13 protein-coding genes are annotated in these 16,125 nt (G+C 65.7%); 9 read left to right on the forward strand and 4 right to left on the reverse strand.

The window, feature by feature from the left end; genetic code table 11:
• The first annotated feature begins 42 nt into the window (after positions 1-42).
• Positions 43-3,942, forward strand: a complete 3,900-nt coding sequence (gene purL, locus SB756_RS11050) for a phosphoribosylformylglycinamidine synthase (RefSeq protein WP_410910825.1) — start codon at positions 43-45, stop codon at positions 3,940-3,942.
• A gap of 3 nt (positions 3,943-3,945) precedes the next feature.
• On the forward strand, positions 3,946-4,257 hold the full coding sequence (locus tag SB756_RS11055; RefSeq protein WP_410910826.1) for an NGG1p interacting factor NIF3: 312 nt from the start codon (positions 3,946-3,948) through the stop codon (positions 4,255-4,257).
• Between the two features lie 105 nt (positions 4,258-4,362).
• On the opposite strand, the gene tatC is transcribed toward SB756_RS11055, so the two are convergent.
• From tatC to tatA, 3 genes are read right to left on the reverse strand one after another with little or no spacing between them, the layout of a single operon-like run.
• Positions 4,363-5,121: a twin-arginine translocase subunit TatC gene (gene tatC / locus SB756_RS11060; RefSeq protein ID WP_410910827.1), complete on the reverse strand. Its 759-nt coding sequence runs from the start codon at positions 5,119-5,121 to the stop codon at positions 4,363-4,365.
• The gene (gene tatB, locus SB756_RS11065) at positions 5,118-5,408 is read right to left on the reverse strand and encodes a Sec-independent protein translocase protein TatB (protein ID WP_016501258.1); all 291 of its coding nucleotides are present in this window, start codon (positions 5,406-5,408) and stop codon (positions 5,118-5,120) included. The genes tatC and tatB overlap by 4 nt, the downstream gene beginning before the upstream one ends.
• Complete coding sequence (gene tatA, locus SB756_RS11070) at positions 5,408-5,641, reverse strand: twin-arginine translocase TatA/TatE family subunit (protein WP_016501257.1); 234 nt, start codon at positions 5,639-5,641, stop codon at positions 5,408-5,410. The genes tatB and tatA overlap by 1 nt, the downstream gene beginning before the upstream one ends.
• A 145-nt stretch (positions 5,642-5,786) precedes the next feature.
• On the opposite strand from tatA, the gene gspK reads away from it, so the two are divergent.
• Positions 5,787-6,752 (forward strand): type II secretion system minor pseudopilin GspK, encoded by a 966-nt coding sequence (gspK, locus tag SB756_RS11075; RefSeq protein WP_410910828.1) that lies wholly within the window; start codon positions 5,787-5,789, stop codon positions 6,750-6,752.
• A gap of 133 nt (positions 6,753-6,885) precedes the next feature.
• Here the strand turns inward: gspK and SB756_RS11080 are convergent, their stop codons facing one another.
• On the reverse strand, positions 6,886-8,961 hold the full coding sequence (locus SB756_RS11080) for a PhoX family protein (RefSeq protein ID WP_410910829.1): 2,076 nt from the start codon (positions 8,959-8,961) through the stop codon (positions 6,886-6,888).
• 224 nt (positions 8,962-9,185) lie between these two features.
• Between SB756_RS11080 and SB756_RS11085 the strand changes: the two genes are divergently transcribed.
• The 6 genes from SB756_RS11085 to gspG are packed head-to-tail and all read left to right on the forward strand — an operon-like array spanning position 9,186 to position 16,124.
• The gene (locus tag SB756_RS11085; protein WP_341797705.1) at positions 9,186-10,826 is read left to right on the forward strand and encodes a lipoprotein UxpA; all 1,641 of its coding nucleotides are present in this window, start codon (positions 9,186-9,188) and stop codon (positions 10,824-10,826) included.
• Positions 10,823-11,248 carry a pilus assembly protein PilZ gene (locus SB756_RS11090; protein WP_341797706.1) on the forward strand — a complete coding sequence of 142 codons (426 nt, stop codon included), beginning with the start codon at positions 10,823-10,825 and terminating at the stop codon, positions 11,246-11,248. The genes SB756_RS11085 and SB756_RS11090 overlap by 4 nt, the downstream gene beginning before the upstream one ends.
• Before the next feature lie 3 nt (positions 11,249-11,251).
• The gene (gene gspD / locus SB756_RS11095; protein ID WP_410910830.1) at positions 11,252-13,018 is read left to right on the forward strand and encodes a type II secretion system secretin GspD; all 1,767 of its coding nucleotides are present in this window, start codon (positions 11,252-11,254) and stop codon (positions 13,016-13,018) included.
• On the forward strand, positions 13,018-14,466 hold the full coding sequence (locus SB756_RS11100) for a GspE/PulE family protein (protein ID WP_410910831.1): 1,449 nt from the start codon (positions 13,018-13,020) through the stop codon (positions 14,464-14,466). The genes gspD and SB756_RS11100 overlap by 1 nt, the downstream gene beginning before the upstream one ends.
• A gap of 3 nt (positions 14,467-14,469) precedes the next feature.
• Positions 14,470-15,672 carry a type II secretion system inner membrane protein GspF gene (gene gspF, locus SB756_RS11105; RefSeq protein WP_341797709.1) on the forward strand — a complete coding sequence of 401 codons (1,203 nt, stop codon included), beginning with the start codon at positions 14,470-14,472 and terminating at the stop codon, positions 15,670-15,672.
• A gap of 17 nt (positions 15,673-15,689) precedes the next feature.
• Positions 15,690-16,124 (forward strand): type II secretion system major pseudopilin GspG, encoded by a 435-nt coding sequence (gspG, locus tag SB756_RS11110; protein ID WP_016501249.1) that lies wholly within the window; start codon positions 15,690-15,692, stop codon positions 16,122-16,124.
• The last annotated feature ends 1 nt before the right edge of the window (position 16,125 follow it).

Below are 16,125 nucleotides of genomic sequence, written 5' to 3' on the forward strand. Positions count from 1 at the left end.
GCACGGCCTCTAAGCACACCCCTTCCTGAGGCTGTCCCGACGATGTTGATCCTGCGCGGCGCTCCTGCCCTTTCTGCCTTTCGCCACGGTAAATTACTCGAGCAACTGAGCCAGAAAGTCCCCGCTGTTACTGGTTTGTATGCCGAATTCGCCCACTTCGCCGATGTCGATGGCGAGCTGACCGCCGACCAGCAGCAGGTGCTGGGCCGTCTGCTCAAGTACGGCCCGAGCGTGCCGGTACAGGAGCCGACCGGCCGCCTGTTCCTGGTCGTGCCGCGGTTGGGCACCATTTCGCCGTGGGCCAGCAAGGCCAGCGACATCGCCCACAACTGCGGCCTGCAGTCGATTCAGCGCCTGGAGCGCGGTATCGCCTACTACGTTGCCGGCACCCTGAGCGACGCTGATGCCGCACTGATTGCCGCCGAATTGCACGACCGCATGACCCAGCGTGTGCTGGCCCAGCTGGAGCAGGCATCCGACCTGTTCAGCCACGCCCAGCCCAAGCCGATGACCTCGGTGGATATCCTGGGCGGTGGCCGTGAGGCCCTGGCCCAGGCCAACATCGACCTGGGCCTGGCCCTGGCCGAAGACGAGATCGACTACCTGGTCGCCGCCTTCCAGGGGCTCAAGCGCAACCCGAACGACATCGAACTGATGATGTTCGCCCAGGCCAACTCCGAGCACTGCCGCCACAAGATCTTCAACGCCAGTTGGGACATCGACGGCCAGGCTCAGGAAAAAAGCCTGTTCGGCATGATCAAGAACACCTACCAGATGCACAGCGAAGGCGTGCTGTCTGCGTACAAGGACAACGCCTCGGTCATCGTCGGTAACGTGGCCGGCCGCTTCTTCCCGAACCCTGAGACCCGCCAGTACGGCGCGGTTCAGGAGCCGGTGCACATCCTGATGAAGGTGGAAACCCACAACCACCCGACCGCCATCGCCCCGTTCTCCGGCGCCTCCACCGGCTCTGGTGGCGAAATTCGCGACGAAGGTGCTACTGGCCGTGGCGCCAAGCCCAAGGCGGGCCTGACCGGCTTCACCGTGTCCAACCTGCGCATTCCGGGCTTCGAACAGCCTTGGGAGCAGGCGTACGGCAAGCCTGAGCGTATCGTCGACGCCCTCGACATCATGATCGAAGGCCCTCTGGGTGGCGCAGCGTTCAACAACGAATTCGGTCGCCCCGCCCTGACCGGTTACTTCCGTACCTTCGAGCAGTCGATCAACACTCCGCACGGCGAAGAAGTGCGCGGCTACCACAAGCCGATCATGCTGGCCGGTGGTATGGGCAACATCCGTGAAGACCACGTGCAAAAGGGCGAGATCACCGTCGGCGCCAAGCTGATCGTGCTCGGTGGCCCGGCCATGCTGATCGGCCTGGGCGGCGGCGCCGCTTCGTCGGTGGCGACCGGTGCCAGTTCGGCTGACCTGGACTTTGCTTCGGTACAGCGCGAAAACCCGGAAATGGAGCGCCGTTGCCAGGAGGTCATCGACCGCTGCTGGCAGCTGGGCGACAACAACCCAATCGCCTTCATCCACGACGTGGGCGCCGGCGGTATCTCCAACGCCTTCCCCGAGCTGGTCAACGACGGTGGCCGTGGTGGCCGCTTCGAGCTGCGTAACGTGCCCAATGACGAGCCGGGCATGGCCCCGCACGAAATCTGGAGCAACGAATCGCAAGAGCGTTACGTGCTGGCCGTCAGCGCCGTCGACTTCGAGCGCTTCCAGGCCATCTGCGAGCGTGAGCGTTGCCCGTTTGCCGTGGTCGGGGAAGCAACCGAAGAGCCACACCTGACCGTAAGCGACAGCCACTTCGGCAACACGCCTGTGGACATGCCGCTGGACGTGCTGCTGGGCAAACCGCCGCGCATGCACCGTTCGGTTACCCGCGAAGCCGAGCTGGGCGATGACTTCGACCCGAGCGAGCTGGACCTGGACAACGCCGTCCAGCGCGTGTTGAACCACCCGGCCGTGGCCAGCAAGAGCTTCCTGATCACCATCGGCGACCGCACCATCACCGGCCTGGTTGCCCGCGACCAGATGGTCGGCCCTTGGCAGGTACCGGTCGCCGACTGCGCCGTCACCGCCACCAGCTTCGACGTCTACACCGGTGAAGCCATGGCCATGGGCGAGCGCACCCCGCTGGCGCTGCTGGATGCCCCGGCGTCCGGCCGCATGGCCATCGGCGAAACCCTGACTAACCTGGCGGCCTCGCGCATCGAGAAGCTGTCCGACATCAAACTGTCGGCCAACTGGATGTCCGCTGCCGGCCACCCAGGTGAAGACGCCCGCCTGTACGACACCGTCAAGGCTGTCGGCATGGAACTGTGCCCGGAGCTGGGCATCACCATTCCGGTCGGCAAAGACTCGATGTCGATGAAGACCAAGTGGAGCGATGAGGGTGGCGAGAAGAGCGTCACCTCGCCAATGTCGCTGATCATCACCGGCTTTGCCCCGGTCACCGACATCCGCAAGACCCTGACTCCTGAGCTGCGCATGGACAAGGGCGAAACCGACCTGATCCTGATCGACCTGGGCCGTGGCAAAAACCGCATGGGCGCCTCGATCCTGGCCCAGACCTACGGCAAGATCGCTGCCCAGGCACCGGACGTCGACGACGCCGAAGACCTCAAGGCCTTCTTCGCCGTAATCCAGGGCCTGAACGCCGACGGCCACCTGCTGGCCTACCACGACCGCTCCGACGGCGGCCTGGTCACCACCGTGCTGGAAATGGCCTTCGCCGGCCACTGCGGCCTCGACCTGCAACTCGACCCGCTGACCGACAACCGCAAGGACGTCCCGGCCATCCTCTTCAACGAAGAGCTGGGTGCGGTCATCCAGGTTCGCCAGGATGCCACCCCGGACGTGCTGGCACAGTTCAGCGCCGCTGGCCTGGGTGAAGAGTGCGTCGCGGTGATCGGCAAGCCGGTCAACAACGCCGAAGTGTCCATCAGCCTGAACGGCGAAGTGCTGTTCGACGACGACCGTCGCATGCTGCAGCGCCAGTGGGCCGAGACCAGCTACCAGATCCAGCGCCTGCGCGACAACGCTGACTGTGCCGACCAGGAATTCGACCTGCTGCTCGAGGAAGACAACCCGGGCCTGTCGGTCAAGCTGGGCTTCGACGTCAACGACGACATCGCCGCGCCGTACATCAAGAAGGGCGTGCGCCCGCAAGTGGCCATCCTGCGTGAGCAGGGCGTCAACGGCCAGGTCGAGATGGCCGCCGCCTTCGACCGCGCCGGCTTCGCCGCCATCGACGTGCACATGAGCGACATCCTCGCGGGCCGTGTCGACTTCGAGGCCTTCAAGGGCCTGGTCGCCTGCGGTGGCTTCTCCTACGGTGACGTGCTGGGTGCCGGTGAAGGCTGGGCCAAGTCGGCGCTGTTCAACGCCCGTGCCCGTGACGCCTTCCAGGCCTTCTTCGAGCGTACCGACAGCTTCGCCCTGGGTGTGTGCAACGGTTGCCAGATGATGTCCAACCTGCACGAGCTGATCCCGGGCACCGAGTACTGGCCGCACTTCGTGCGTAACCGCTCGGAGCAGTTCGAGGCACGCGTGGCCATGGTCGAGGTGCAGAAGTCGAACTCGATCTTCCTGCAGGGCATGGCCGGTTCGCGCATGCCAATCGCCATCGCCCACGGTGAAGGCCATGCCGAGTTCGCCAACGAAGCGGCACTGCTGGAAGCCGACCTGTCCGGTTGCGTGGCCCTGCGCTACGTCGACAACCACGGCAAGGTCACCGAAGCCTACCCGGCGAACCCGAACGGCTCGCCGCGTGGTATCACCGGCCTGACCAGCCGCGACGGCCGTGTGACCATCATGATGCCGCACCCGGAGCGTGTGTTCCGCGCCGTGCAGAACTCCTGGCGCCCGGATGAGTGGCAGGAAGATGCCGCGCTGATGCGTATGTTCCGCAACGCGCGGGTGTGGGTGAACTAAGGCGTGTACAAGCTCGCCTTCTTCGTCCCCGCCAGCCACGTCGAAGTGGTCAAGGCCGCTGTGTTCGCTGCGGGTGGCGGGCGCATCGGTGACTATGACCACTGTGCCTGGCAAACCCTGGGCCAGGGCCAGTTCCGCCCGTTGGACGGCAGCCAGCCGTACCTCGGGCAAACCGGCCAGGTCGAGGTGGTAGAAGAGTGGAAGGTGGAGCTGGTGGTGGCTGACGACCTGATTGCCCAGGTCGTCGCAGCGCTCAGGCAAAGCCACCCGTACGAGACGCCAGCCTATGAGGTCTGGCGGCTCGCCGAGTTCTAGACCGCATCAAGGCCATCGCCGGCAAGCCAGCTCCCACAGGGATATCACCCATTTCAGATCCTGTGATATCCCTGTGGGAGCTGGCTTGCCGGCGATAGTGCCCTGTCAGCCAGCCACAATCTCCTTGCCTTGCCCAGGCTGCTTCAACATTCCACAAGCCAGCAACCCCACCTCGAACAGCACCCACATCGGCACTGCCAGCATCGTCTGCGAAAACACATCCGGCGGTGTCAGGATCATCCCCACCACAAAGCACCCGACGACCACGTAGGGCCTGCTGCGCCTCAGTGTGGCTACATCCGCCAACCCCACCCAGACCACGATGAACGTCGCCACCGGGATCTCGAACGCCAACCCGAACGCCAGGAACAGCGCGAGGATGAAGTCCAGGTACTGGCTGATATCGGTCATCATCGCCACGCCGTCCGGCGTTACGCTGGCAAAAAAGCCGAACATCATCGGGAACACCAGAAAGAACGCGAACGCCATGCCGGCATAGAACAACACGATGCTCGACACCAGCAGCGGCAAGGCAATGCGCTGCTCTCGGCGGTACAGCCCCGGCGCCAGAAAACCCCAGGCCTGGTGCAGCAGCAGCGGCATGGCCACGAACAGCGCGCACATTGCGGTCAGCTTGAAGGGTGTCAAGAATGGCGAGGTGACGCTTGTGGCGATCATGCTCGCGCCTTCCGGCAAAAAGCGCCGCAGCGGCTCGGATATGAGCGTGTACAGCGTCTGGGCGAAAGGGAACAGGCCGGCGAACACCACTGCTACCAGCGCCAGGCAACGCACCAGGCGTTTGCGCAGGTCGCGCAGGTGTTCGGTCAGCGGCATGCCGGCCGCCGGGTCCATGGCAATACTCATGAGGCGTTTTCCTTGGGCAGCGTGACGGTGGCCGCGTCATTGGCCGGCTCCGTGTTCAGGCTGATGCCTTGGCGGATCTCCTGTTCCAGGCGCTGCAAGGGGGCGCTGTCGAGGTCGGGCAACTCGATCTCGCGCTCTACCTGCGTGCGCAAGGCATGCATGGCCCGGCGCGCCTGGCCCAGGCCGCGGCCAAGGGTGCGCGCTGCCACCGGCAGGCGCTCCGGGCCCAACACCAGCAGCGCGACGACGCCAACCAGCAGCAGCTCGCTGAAGCCTACCTCGAACATCAGGCCTGACGGTCCGCTTGAGGCTGCTGCGTGGCCTGGCCGGTCAGCGGGGCCTGTTGCTGAACCTGCGCCTGGCCAGGTGCGTTGGCGTCAGCGTCGCCGCCCATGGACTTGCGAAAACCCTGGATCGCCTCGCCCACATCGCTACCAAGGCCCTTGAGGCGCTTGGTACCAAACAGCAGAAATACGATCAGCAGTACGATCACCAGTTGCCAGATTCCAATGCCACCCATTGCGACCACTCCTGTAAGGTCATGAAAAGGAACGGCAATCCTGCCTCGTGTAGATGACGTGCACATGACGAACGGGCATTGCCATCTACCTGCAACACGCCGCGTGTTGACTGGCGTCTTTATTCCACGAGCGAGGCACGCACGGATGGGTGGCAGGCAACAGCAGGGTGCGGCCCTGCTGATGGTGATGGTGGTGCTGGCAATGCTGGCGGCGGGCATGGCCTGGCTGGTGGAAGATGGCCGGCGCCAGGTGGATGAAGTGCGCCTGCTGCACCAGCGGGTGCAGGCGCGGGCCATGGAGCAGGCTGGCCTGGCCTATGCCGGGCAGGCCCTGCGCGACCCCGCCTGGCGGCTTAGCCCGCTGTTTTGGCAGGCCTTGCGTGGGCAGCCGCTGAACTACGATTTTGGCGCCGGTCAGGCGCAACTGCGGGTGCGCGACCAGCACACCTGCTTCAACGTCAATGCGCTGCTGGGCGCCGATGGCAAGCGTGCCGAACGCCAGTTGCGCTACCTGCTGGGCGACGACATGGCTGCCGAGCGCCTGGTCGATGCGCTGGCCGACTGGCTCGACGCCGACAGCGACACCCGCCTGCAGGGCGCCGAAAGCGCCCAGTACCTGCGCCAACAACCGCCGCGCCTGGCGGCCAACCAGCCGATGCTCGACACCAGCGAGCTGAACCTGCTGCTGGAGCCGGACGCCGCTCGCCAGGCTCGTTACCCGATGCTGTGTGCCTTGCCCCAGGTCACCGGCTGGCGCCTGAACGCCAATGCGCTTGGGCTGGAGCACCTTCCGTTACTGGAGGCGCTGTACGAAGGGCGCTATTCGCGGTCGTTGCTCAGCCGCATCATCAGTGGGCGGCCGGCGTCGGGGTACGTGGATGCAGCCGCGTTGCGCCAGGCGCTGGGGGCGGTGGATGACGAAACGTTCGAACGGCTGAGCGAAGGGTTGCTGCTGAACAGCGGGTATTTCCTGTTGCAGTTGTCGTTCGAGGAAGAGGGGCGGGCGATACGCAGCGAATTCCAGGTGGAGGCGTTGGGGGTGGTGCAATGGCATGCCCGGGTGCCGGCGCAGCAAGTGCGGGTGCGTAGCCGGGAGCCGATGGCCTGGTAAGGCTTGAGATGGTCGGGGCTGCTGTGCAGCCCATTCGCGGCACAAGGCCGCTCCTACAGGGGTACGCGATCCCTTGTAGGAGCGGCCTTGTGCCGCGAATGGGCCGCAAAGCGGCCCCCTGTACGCTGGACGATCAGGCAGTCCCGATCTCGCCGCCATCATTGCGCTGAATCACTACCGTCGAAGCCCGCGGCCGAACGGTGGCACCCGCCGGGGTCGCATCGGTGGCCGTGTCGGTATACGGCCAGTTCCCCGGGTGCTGAATGTTGACGAACAGCGTCTTGTTGTCCGGGGTAAAGGCAATCCCGGTCACTTCGCACTCATTCGGCCCAACAAAGAAGCGGCGCAGGTCCACCTGGTTCTGTGCGTTCACCGGCACTTGCTTGCCGGTAGCGTCCACAAGGTCGGTAGGGATCACCGCCAGCAACTGGTCGTTGGTGTAATCGGTGAGGGTACTCTCGCCGTTGTCGGTCTCGAACCACAACACGCCGCGGCTATCGAAGCTCATGCCGTCAGGGCTGGCGAACTGGTTCAGTTCGGTCAGGCCGGAACGGTTGATGTCGGCAGTACCGGCGGCGTTTGCGCCGAACACGAAGATGTCCCAGTTGAAGCTCAACTGGTCGTCGCTGTCGTGCCAGCGAATGATGTGGCCGTGGCGGTTCGGGCCTCGCGGGTTGGCCGCATCGACCTTTTCCGGAGTGCGCGCGCTGTTGTTGGTCAGGGTCAGGTACACGTCGCCGTTCAGCGGGTTGACCGTCGTCCATTCCGGGCGGTCCATCGGCGTTGCGCCCACGGCATCGCCAGCCCCACGGGTGTTGAGGATGATGCCTGGCAGGTCACCATACAGCGCACCCAGGGTGCTGCCAGCCGTGGTGGCGGTGGCCACGTCCAGCAGCAGCCATACGCCGGTGCCATCGGCATTGAAGCGCGCCACATAGAGCTTGCCCTGGTCCAGGTACTTGGCGCCGGTGGCGAGGCGGTCGGCCGGGTTGGCATCGGCGGCATCCCACACAGCGGTGGACACCCACTTGTACAGGTACTCGTTGTTCGAGTCGTCACCCATGTACCACACCAGCGGCTTGCCGGCGACTGGCAGGCCTGGGGCGCAGCCCTCGTGGCGGAAGCGGCCCAGCGCGGTGCGTTTGGTGGCCAGGGTGCTGCTGTTGTACGGGTCGATCTCGACGATGTAACCGTAGGTGCTGGCTTCGTTGCGGTAGTCGTCGGTGGCGCTGGCGCCCTTGACGGTGACGTCGAAACGGGCGAACTCGTCGGCCACTTCGGTGCTGTCACCGGCAGCGCTTTCCCACTTGTACTGGCCGCTGGAGGTGCCCACGCCAATACGGCGCTGGTCTTCGGGGCGGGTGCCCTTGTTGACGAAGATGCCCGGCCAGTTCTCTTCACAGGTCAGGTAGGTGCCCCACGGGGTGTAACCGTTGCCGCAGTTGTTGTTGGTGCCACGGCAGTGGGTACCGGCGGTGGAGTATTTGGTCTTGACGTGGTCGGTGCCGCGCAGCGGTCCGGTGATTTCCATGCGCGACGCTGTGGTGAAGCGGCGGTTCAACGGGTCGTTGTCGACCACCTGCCAGCGGCCGCTGACTTTCTTCAGGCGCACCACGCCAGCCCCATGGGCGTTGATTTCCTTGCGCACTTCCTCGACCGGGCGCTTGCCGTTGACATCGGTGGTCGGGCCGGCCGGGTGCAGGGCGGCGGCGTCGATGTACTCGAAGTTGATCGCCAGCAGGCCGTCTTCCGAGCTGCCGTTGATGGGGAAGAAGTGCATGCCGTCATGGTGCATGCCCATGGCGTTGGCCTGGTCGGTCGAGGTGTTGCTGCCGTCGGACTTCCATGGGTTGGCGTTGCTGTTCAGCGGCGTGCCCCACGGCGCCAGCACGTAGGCGCTGTAGCCGGCGGCAACCACACAGGCGTCGGTGCGCGAGCCCGGGATGGACTGGAAGCCCAGTGCCAGTTTCGGCACCTCCGGCTCGGTCACAGGCGGCTCGGTCACCGGTGGCTCGGTGACCGGATCATCGTGATCGGAACCACCACCGTCGAAGCAGCCTGTCAGGCCGGTACCGGCAATCATGGCGATGGCGGCGCCCAGGCTGCCGCGCATCACGCTGCGGCGGCTGAGGTAGGCGTCCATGACGTTGGCCATCGGCATGTTGGCGCTGTGGTTCCGGTCCAGGTTGTCGCCGGTATCTCGACTCATCAGGGTGTCCTTGTAGTGGCTGAGTTAGAGGAACCCGCGACTTTAGTGAGGAAATATGATGATTGATTGGCAGAAATGTTAAGGGGTTTTTAAAACGGCTCGCTCTTAGAAGGTCTTCTGACAGATCAATTTGGAATGTCTGTCGGATTTCTGCCATCAAACTGTAATGCCAACGCCGCAACATCCGTGGCCCGGAATGAATGTGGAAAAGGATGGCAGGTGCGATGGCGAGCAGTGTGCACAGGCGCGAAGTGATCGGCTGGATGGGTGTCGGGGCATTGGCACCGCTGCTCGGCGCTTGTTCCGCCTTCCCTGGGCAGCAGGGCAGCAACGCCGGGCTCGATCTGCTGTACGTGGCCGATACGCTCGATGCCCGCCAACCCGGCCAGGCCGTGGTGCCAGCGACCCGCCTGGGCCCGGTCAGCCACTTGGGCCGCGCGCCCTGGATGACCGGCAGCAGCGCCCGCCTTGCCTACCCGCACCTGGCACCTCTGCTCGATGCCAGCCAGGCAGCCGCCGCGCAGCTGGGCGGCTATGCGGTGCTGGCGGCGCTGCTGGAGCAACTGCGCGGCGAGGCCGGCGCAGGCAACAGCCTGACCCTGGAGAATGGCCAAGGCTGGAACGGCAGTGGCCTGGCCTACCTGACCCAAGGCGAAAGCGGGGTGCAGGGCAGTCAACTGCTGGGCACCGAAGCGCGGGTCAGCAGTGACGAGCGTGTGCTGTGGCCACAACGCAGTACCGGGCTGTATCGCCAAGCTGGCGGCGTTACCCTCGGCGCAGGCCTGGCGGACGCGCAACGCAAAGCCCTGGGCCTTGAAGCCTTGCACGTCTTCGAGCGCGGCGGTGCACGGATTGCCGTGGTCGGCGTGACCGACCCCTATGCCCAGGATCAGAAAGCCTCCCTCAAACTGTGGTACCAGTCGCTGCAGCCGGTGTTCGAGCAGGCCCGGCGCGAGGCCGACCTGGTGGTGGCCATGGCCGATGTCGGCACCGGCCCCGGCCTGTGGCTGGCCGAGCGGGTGCCGCAAATCGATGTGCTGTTGTGCGCCCGTGGCCAGGACCTGTGGCCGGCGCCCGTCGAGGTAACCCAGGCCAGTGGTCGGCGTGTGCCGGTGCTGTTTGCCGGTTGCCGGGGCAGCGGTGCCTTCCGCCTGCGCTGCCAGCGCGTGGCCGGGCTGTGGCAGTTCGACGGGCGGTTCTTCCCGGCCTTTGAACAGCAACTGGCGCCTGCCGCGCAGCTGCGTGTGGGGGCATTGCAGGCAGAACTGCGCCAGCAACGTGCCGGCCATGCGGCGTGGCTCGATCAACCGCTGGCCCGCGCGCCACAGGCCTTGTGGCGCCGTGATACCCGTGGCGGCAGCTGGGACCGCCTGCTGCATCAGGCCTTGGCCGATGACAGCGGCATGCCCGTGCTGTTGCCGGGCCTGCGTTACGACTACCCGCTGCCCAAAGGTGCGTCGATCACACGGGAACACCTGATCAGCCTCACCGGTGGCTACCCGGCACCGGTGGTCGAAGCGCCGGCCCGGCAGGTGGAACAAGTGCTGGAGAACGCTGCAGAGCAGCTGTTCGGCGACCCGCTGCTGCTCGACAACAGCCAGGACCTGCCGCGCTGGCAGGGCCAGGCCTGGGGTGTCAGCTACAGCCCGCAAGGCAAGCGCATCACTGGGCTGGAGCCGGTGCAGGGCCTGTGCCGCACCTTCGGCCTGCAGTTTGAAAGCCAGGCTGGCGAACCCCTGTGGCAGCGGGTCGAAGCCTGGCTCGCCCGCCAACCTGGCGACTGGCAACTGGCGCCGCTGCAACTGCCCGAAGTGCGTTACGTGCAGGGGCACCCGGGCTGGCACCCACGGCAGTTGGCCTCGTGACACTCGCCTCGCGCTTTTTCACCGGCGCTGGCCTGACGCTGGCCGGCTGGCTGGCCGCCCAGTGCGTGCTGCAACTGAGCCGCCAGCCGCAGCCGGCCATGGCGCCGACGGCAGCCGTAAGCCCGCTGCCAGGGCTGATGGTCGGTCACTGGCAAGCGCCCATCGACGACGGCGCCATCGCCATTACTCGCCTGCCATTGCACTACCTCGGCGGCCTCAGGGCGCAGCCGCTGTCTTCCAGTGTGGTGGTGCTGCGCTACGGCGAGCAGGTGCGCACCCTGGCCCGCGGTCAGCGCCTGGCGCCGGGGATCGTGCTGCAGGACATCGACACCGATGGCCTGATTTTCAACAACCAGGGGCGGCGTGAACGCCTGCCCTGGCCGCCACGCCCCGCCGTGACCGGCTTCAAGCGGCAAGGATGAACGATGCCTGTTAGATACTGCGTGGCCGCCGTGCTGAGCTTGGCCCTGGCCACAGGCCTGCCAGAGGCCCGCGCCGAAGAGCCGGTGTTCGATGAAAATGGTACGCCGATGTACGAGGTGAACTTCGTCGACACCGAACTGGGCGAGTTTATCGACAGCGTGTCGCGCATCACCGGCACCACCTTCATCGTCGACCCCCGGGTCAAGGGCAAGGTCACCGTGCGCACCGTCGACCTGCACGACGCCGATGCCATCTACGACATCTTCCTGGCGCAGTTGCGCGCCCAGGGCTACGCCACTGTCGACCTGCCCAACGGCAGCGTGAAGATCGTCCCCGACCAGGCCGCGCGCCTGGAGCCGGTGCCGGTGGAGGCGGGTGGGCAGCAGGGCGAAGGCAGTGACAGCGTGGCGACGCGGGTATTCAACGTGCGCAACGCCGCCAGCGAGCAGGTGCTGGGCATCCTCAAACCGCTGATCGACCCACGGGTCGGTGTGATCACACCGTACCCGGCGGCGCACCAGTTGGTGGTGACCGACTGGCGCAGCAACCTGGACCGAATCGCCAGCCTGCTGCGCCAGCTCGACCGCCCCCAGGAAGCACCTGGCAACGGCAGTACCCAGGTCATCTACCTGCGGCACGCCAATGCAGGTGAAGTGGTCAAGGTGCTGCGCGGGCTGAGCCAGGAAGGCATGGCGCCGGCTGAAGGCACGGGCGAAGGCGAGGGCAAGGACAGGCCGGTAATGGCCGCCGCCGGTGGCCCGGGCATTCGCCTGGAGTACGAAGAAGGCACCAACGCTGTGGTCATGGTCGGCCCCGACAGCGAGCTGGCCGCCTACCGCACCATCGTCGAACAGCTGGACATCCGTCGTGCCCAGGTGGTGGTGGAGGCCATCATCGCCGAGGTGTCCGACAGCAGCGCCCAGGAGCTGGGTGTGCAATGGCTGTTTGCCGACGAAAAATTCGGCGCCGGCATCGTCAACTTCGGCAGCAACGGGGTGAACATCGCCAATATCGCCGGGGCTGCTGCCAGTGGTGACAACGAGGCGCTTGGCGACCTGTTGTCCGCGACCACCGGCGCCACGGCGGGCATCGGCCATTTCGGCGGCGGGTTCAACTTTGCCATGCTGGTCAATGCACTGAAGGGCAAGAGCGGCTTCAACCTGCTGTCCACGCCCACCCTGTTGACCCTGGACAACGCCGAAGCGTCGATCCTGGTCGGCCAGGAAGTGCCCTTCGTTACCGGCTCGGTCACGCAAAACAACGCCAACCCGTACCAGACCATCGAGCGCAAAGAGGTCGGGGTGAAGCTGCGTATCAAGCCGCAGATCAACATCGACAACAGCGTGCGCCTGGACATTGTCCAGGAGGTGTCGTCGATTGCCGAGTCCAGCGCGGCCAGCGACGTGATCACCAACAAGCGCGAGATCAAGACCAAGGTCATGGTCGAAGACAATGGCCTGGTCATTCTCGGCGGCCTGATCAGCGACGAGTTGAGCACCAGCAACCAGCGCGTGCCGCTGCTCGGTGATATCCCTTACCTGGGCCGGCTGTTCCGCTCCGATGCCACCAGGAACACCAAGCAGAACCTGATGGTGTTCATCCGCCCGCGCATCCTGCGGGACGGGCCGAGCCTGGCCGGGCTCAGCGAAGACAAATACCGCACCCTGCAGCAGACCACACCGCTGCAATTGCCGGACCTTGCAGAGGGCACGCCGCTGTTGCAGGTGTTCCCCTCCAGCCGCGCACGCCTCGAAGGCGGTGCCTGGTGATGTTGCCGTATCGCCAGGCACGCCAGAGCGGGGTGGCCATGACCACGACGGAACAGGGCTGGCAGCTGTGGCTGCGGCCCGACGCCGACAGTGCCCAGTTGCAGGAACTGCTGCGGGTACATGGCCAGCCCTGCATGCTCGAATACCTGGAGCCTGCCGTGTTCGACGAGCGCCTCGGCCAGCTGTACCAGGCCGGCGATGGCGCCAATCAAGCGCTGATCGAAGGCATCGGCGACCAGGTCGACCTGGACAGCCTGATGAGCGAGATGCCGCAGGTCGAAGACCTGCTGGAAAGCGATGACGAAGCCCCGGTAATTCGCCTGATAAACGGCCTGTTCGGCCAGGCGCTGCGCCTGCGCGCCTCGGACATCCATATCGAAACCTTCGAGCAAAGCCTGGTGGTGCGCCTGCGCGTCGATGGCCACCTGCGCGAAGTGCTGCGCCCGCCGCGTGCGCTGTCGGCCATGCTGGTGTCGCGGATCAAGGTCATGGCACGGCTGGATATTGCCGAGAAGCGCCAGCCCCAGGACGGCCGTATTACCCTGCGCGCGGCAGGGCGCGAGGTGGATGTGCGGGTTTCGACCCTGCCCGGCATTCATGGCGAGCGCGTGGTCATGCGTGTGCTCGACAAGCAGGCCAGCTTGCTCGCACTGGGCAACCTGGGCATGCCGCCCGCGGTGTTGCAGGGCCTGCGCAGTTGCCTGGCGCGGCCCAACGGTATCGTGCTGTCCACCGGCCCGACCGGTTCGGGCAAAACCACCACCCTGTACGCCAGCCTCAACAGCCTCAACGATGGCAGCCGCAACATTCTCACCGTCGAGGACCCGGTGGAATACGCCATCGCCGGCATCGGCCAGACCGCCATCAACCCGCGTGCGGGGCTGACCTTCGCCAGTGGCCTGCGCGCCATCCTGCGCCAGGACCCGGACGTGATAATGCTCGGCGAAATCCGTGACCCGGAAACCGCGCAGATAGCCGTGCAGGCCAGCCTGACCGGCCACCTGGTGCTGTCCACCCTGCACACCAACAGTGCCGTGGGGGCGGTGACCCGCCTGCGCGACATGGGTATCGAGCCGTTCCTGATTGCCTCGTGCCTGCGCGGTGTGCTGGCCCAGCGGCTGGTGCGGCGTTTGTGCAGTTGCGCCGTGGCGCACCCGCTGCAAGCTGCCGAGCGTGACCTGTGGCCAGAACTGACGTCGCTGGGCAGCAGCTACCACGCGGTGGGCTGCGAGCAGTGCCAGGGCAGCGGCTATGTCGGGCGCCTGGGCCTGTACGAATTCATCGAACTGGATGCCGGGCTGATCGGCCTGCTGTATGACGGCGCCAGTGAACTGGCCATGCAGGAGTACCTGGCCGGGCGCCGGCAGAGCCTGGTCGCAATGGCCAGCGACTGCCTGGCCCGTGGCGAGACCAGCCTGGCCGAAGTACTGCGTGTGGTGCAGGGCTAAACCATGCCGACCTATCGCTACGTGGCCGTCGACCTCGCCGGCAAGACCCGCAAGGCCAGCGTGCAGGCTGACAGTGAACGCCATGCGCGCCAGTTGCTGCGCGATCAGGGGCTGTTTGCCCGCCAGTTGCAGCGCCAGGACATCGGTAATCGGCAACCCCGACGCCAGCGTTTGAGCCGTGCCCAGCTGTGTGAACTGACCCGTCAGCTGGCCACATTGACCGGTGCCGGCATCCCCTTGGTCGATGCCTTGGGCACCCTTGAGCGCCAGTTGCGTCAACCTGCCCTGCACAGTGTGCTGGTGGCCCTGCGCGGCTCCCTTGCCGAAGGCCTGGGCCTGGCCCGCAGCCTGGCGCGCCAGGGGGCGCCATTCACTGGCTTGTACTGCGCGCTGGTCGAGGCCGGCGAACGCTCCGGGCGCCTGGCACAGGTGCTGACCCGGCTGGCCGATCACCTTGAACAGGTGCAACGACAACAGCACAAGGCGCGTACTGCGCTGATCTATCCCACCGTACTGATGGGCGTATCGCTTGCCGTGGTCGTTGGCCTGATGACTTTTGTCGTGCCCAAGCTCACCGAACAGTTTGCCCACGCCGGGCAAAGCCTGCCGCTGATCACCGCGTTGCTGATCGGCCTGAGCCAGGGGCTGGTGCAGGCCGGGCCCTGGTTGCTGGGCCTGGCGCTATTGATGGGCGTGCTCGGCACCTTGCTGTTGCGCAAGCCGCACTGGTGCCTGCGCCGCGACCAGATGCTGCTGCGCCTGCCTCGTATCGGCAGCCTGTTGCAGGTGCTGGAAAGCGCACGCCTGGCACGCAGCCTGGCGATTCTCAGCGGCAGTGGCGTAGCCCTGCTCGAAGCTTTGCAAGTAGCTACCGAAACGGTCGGCAACCGGCGTATCCGCCTGGCCATGGAGCAGGTGCGCCAGCAAGTGCAGGGTGGCACCAGCCTGCACCGTGCGCTGGATGCCAGCCAGCAATTCCCGCCGCTGCTGGTGAACATGGTCGGCAGCGGCGAGGCCAGCGGCACCCTGGCCGACATGCTCGAGCGCGTGGCCGACGACCAAGAGCGCGGCTTTGCCCGCCAGGTGGATACCGCCATGGCGCTGTTCGAACCCCTGATGATCCTGGTGATGGGCGCCGTGGTGCTGTTCATCGTGCTGGCGGTGCTGCTGCCGATCATGCAACTCAATCAGGGCCTGCAACTGTGAATACAAGGAGTACTGCCATGCAGCATCAACGTAACCGCCAGCGCGGTTTCACCCTCATGGAAATCATGGTGGTGATCTTCATCATCGGCCTGCTGATCGCCGTGGTCGCGCCCAGCGTGCTGGGCAACCAGGACAAGGCCATGAAGCAGAAGGTGATGGCCGACCTGGCCACCCTGGAGCAGGCGCTGGACATGTACCGCCTGGACAACCTGCGCTTTCCCAGCACTGAACAGGGCCTGGCCGCGCTGGTGAAAAAGCCGAGCCAGGAACCGCTGCCGCGGGCCTGGCGCAGTGACGGCTATGTGCGCCGCCTGCCGGAAGACCCATGGGGCACCCCGTACCAGTACCGCATGCCCGGTGAGCATGGCCGGGTGGATGTGTATTCGCTGGGTGCCGATGGCCAGCCGGGCGGTGAAGGTCAGGATGCCGACCTGGGTAACTGGGCGCTGTAAG

The organism is Pseudomonas sp. SIMBA_068 (genome assembly GCF_046534705.1).
Classification (GTDB): Bacteria; Pseudomonadota; Gammaproteobacteria; order Pseudomonadales; family Pseudomonadaceae; genus Aquipseudomonas; species Aquipseudomonas putida.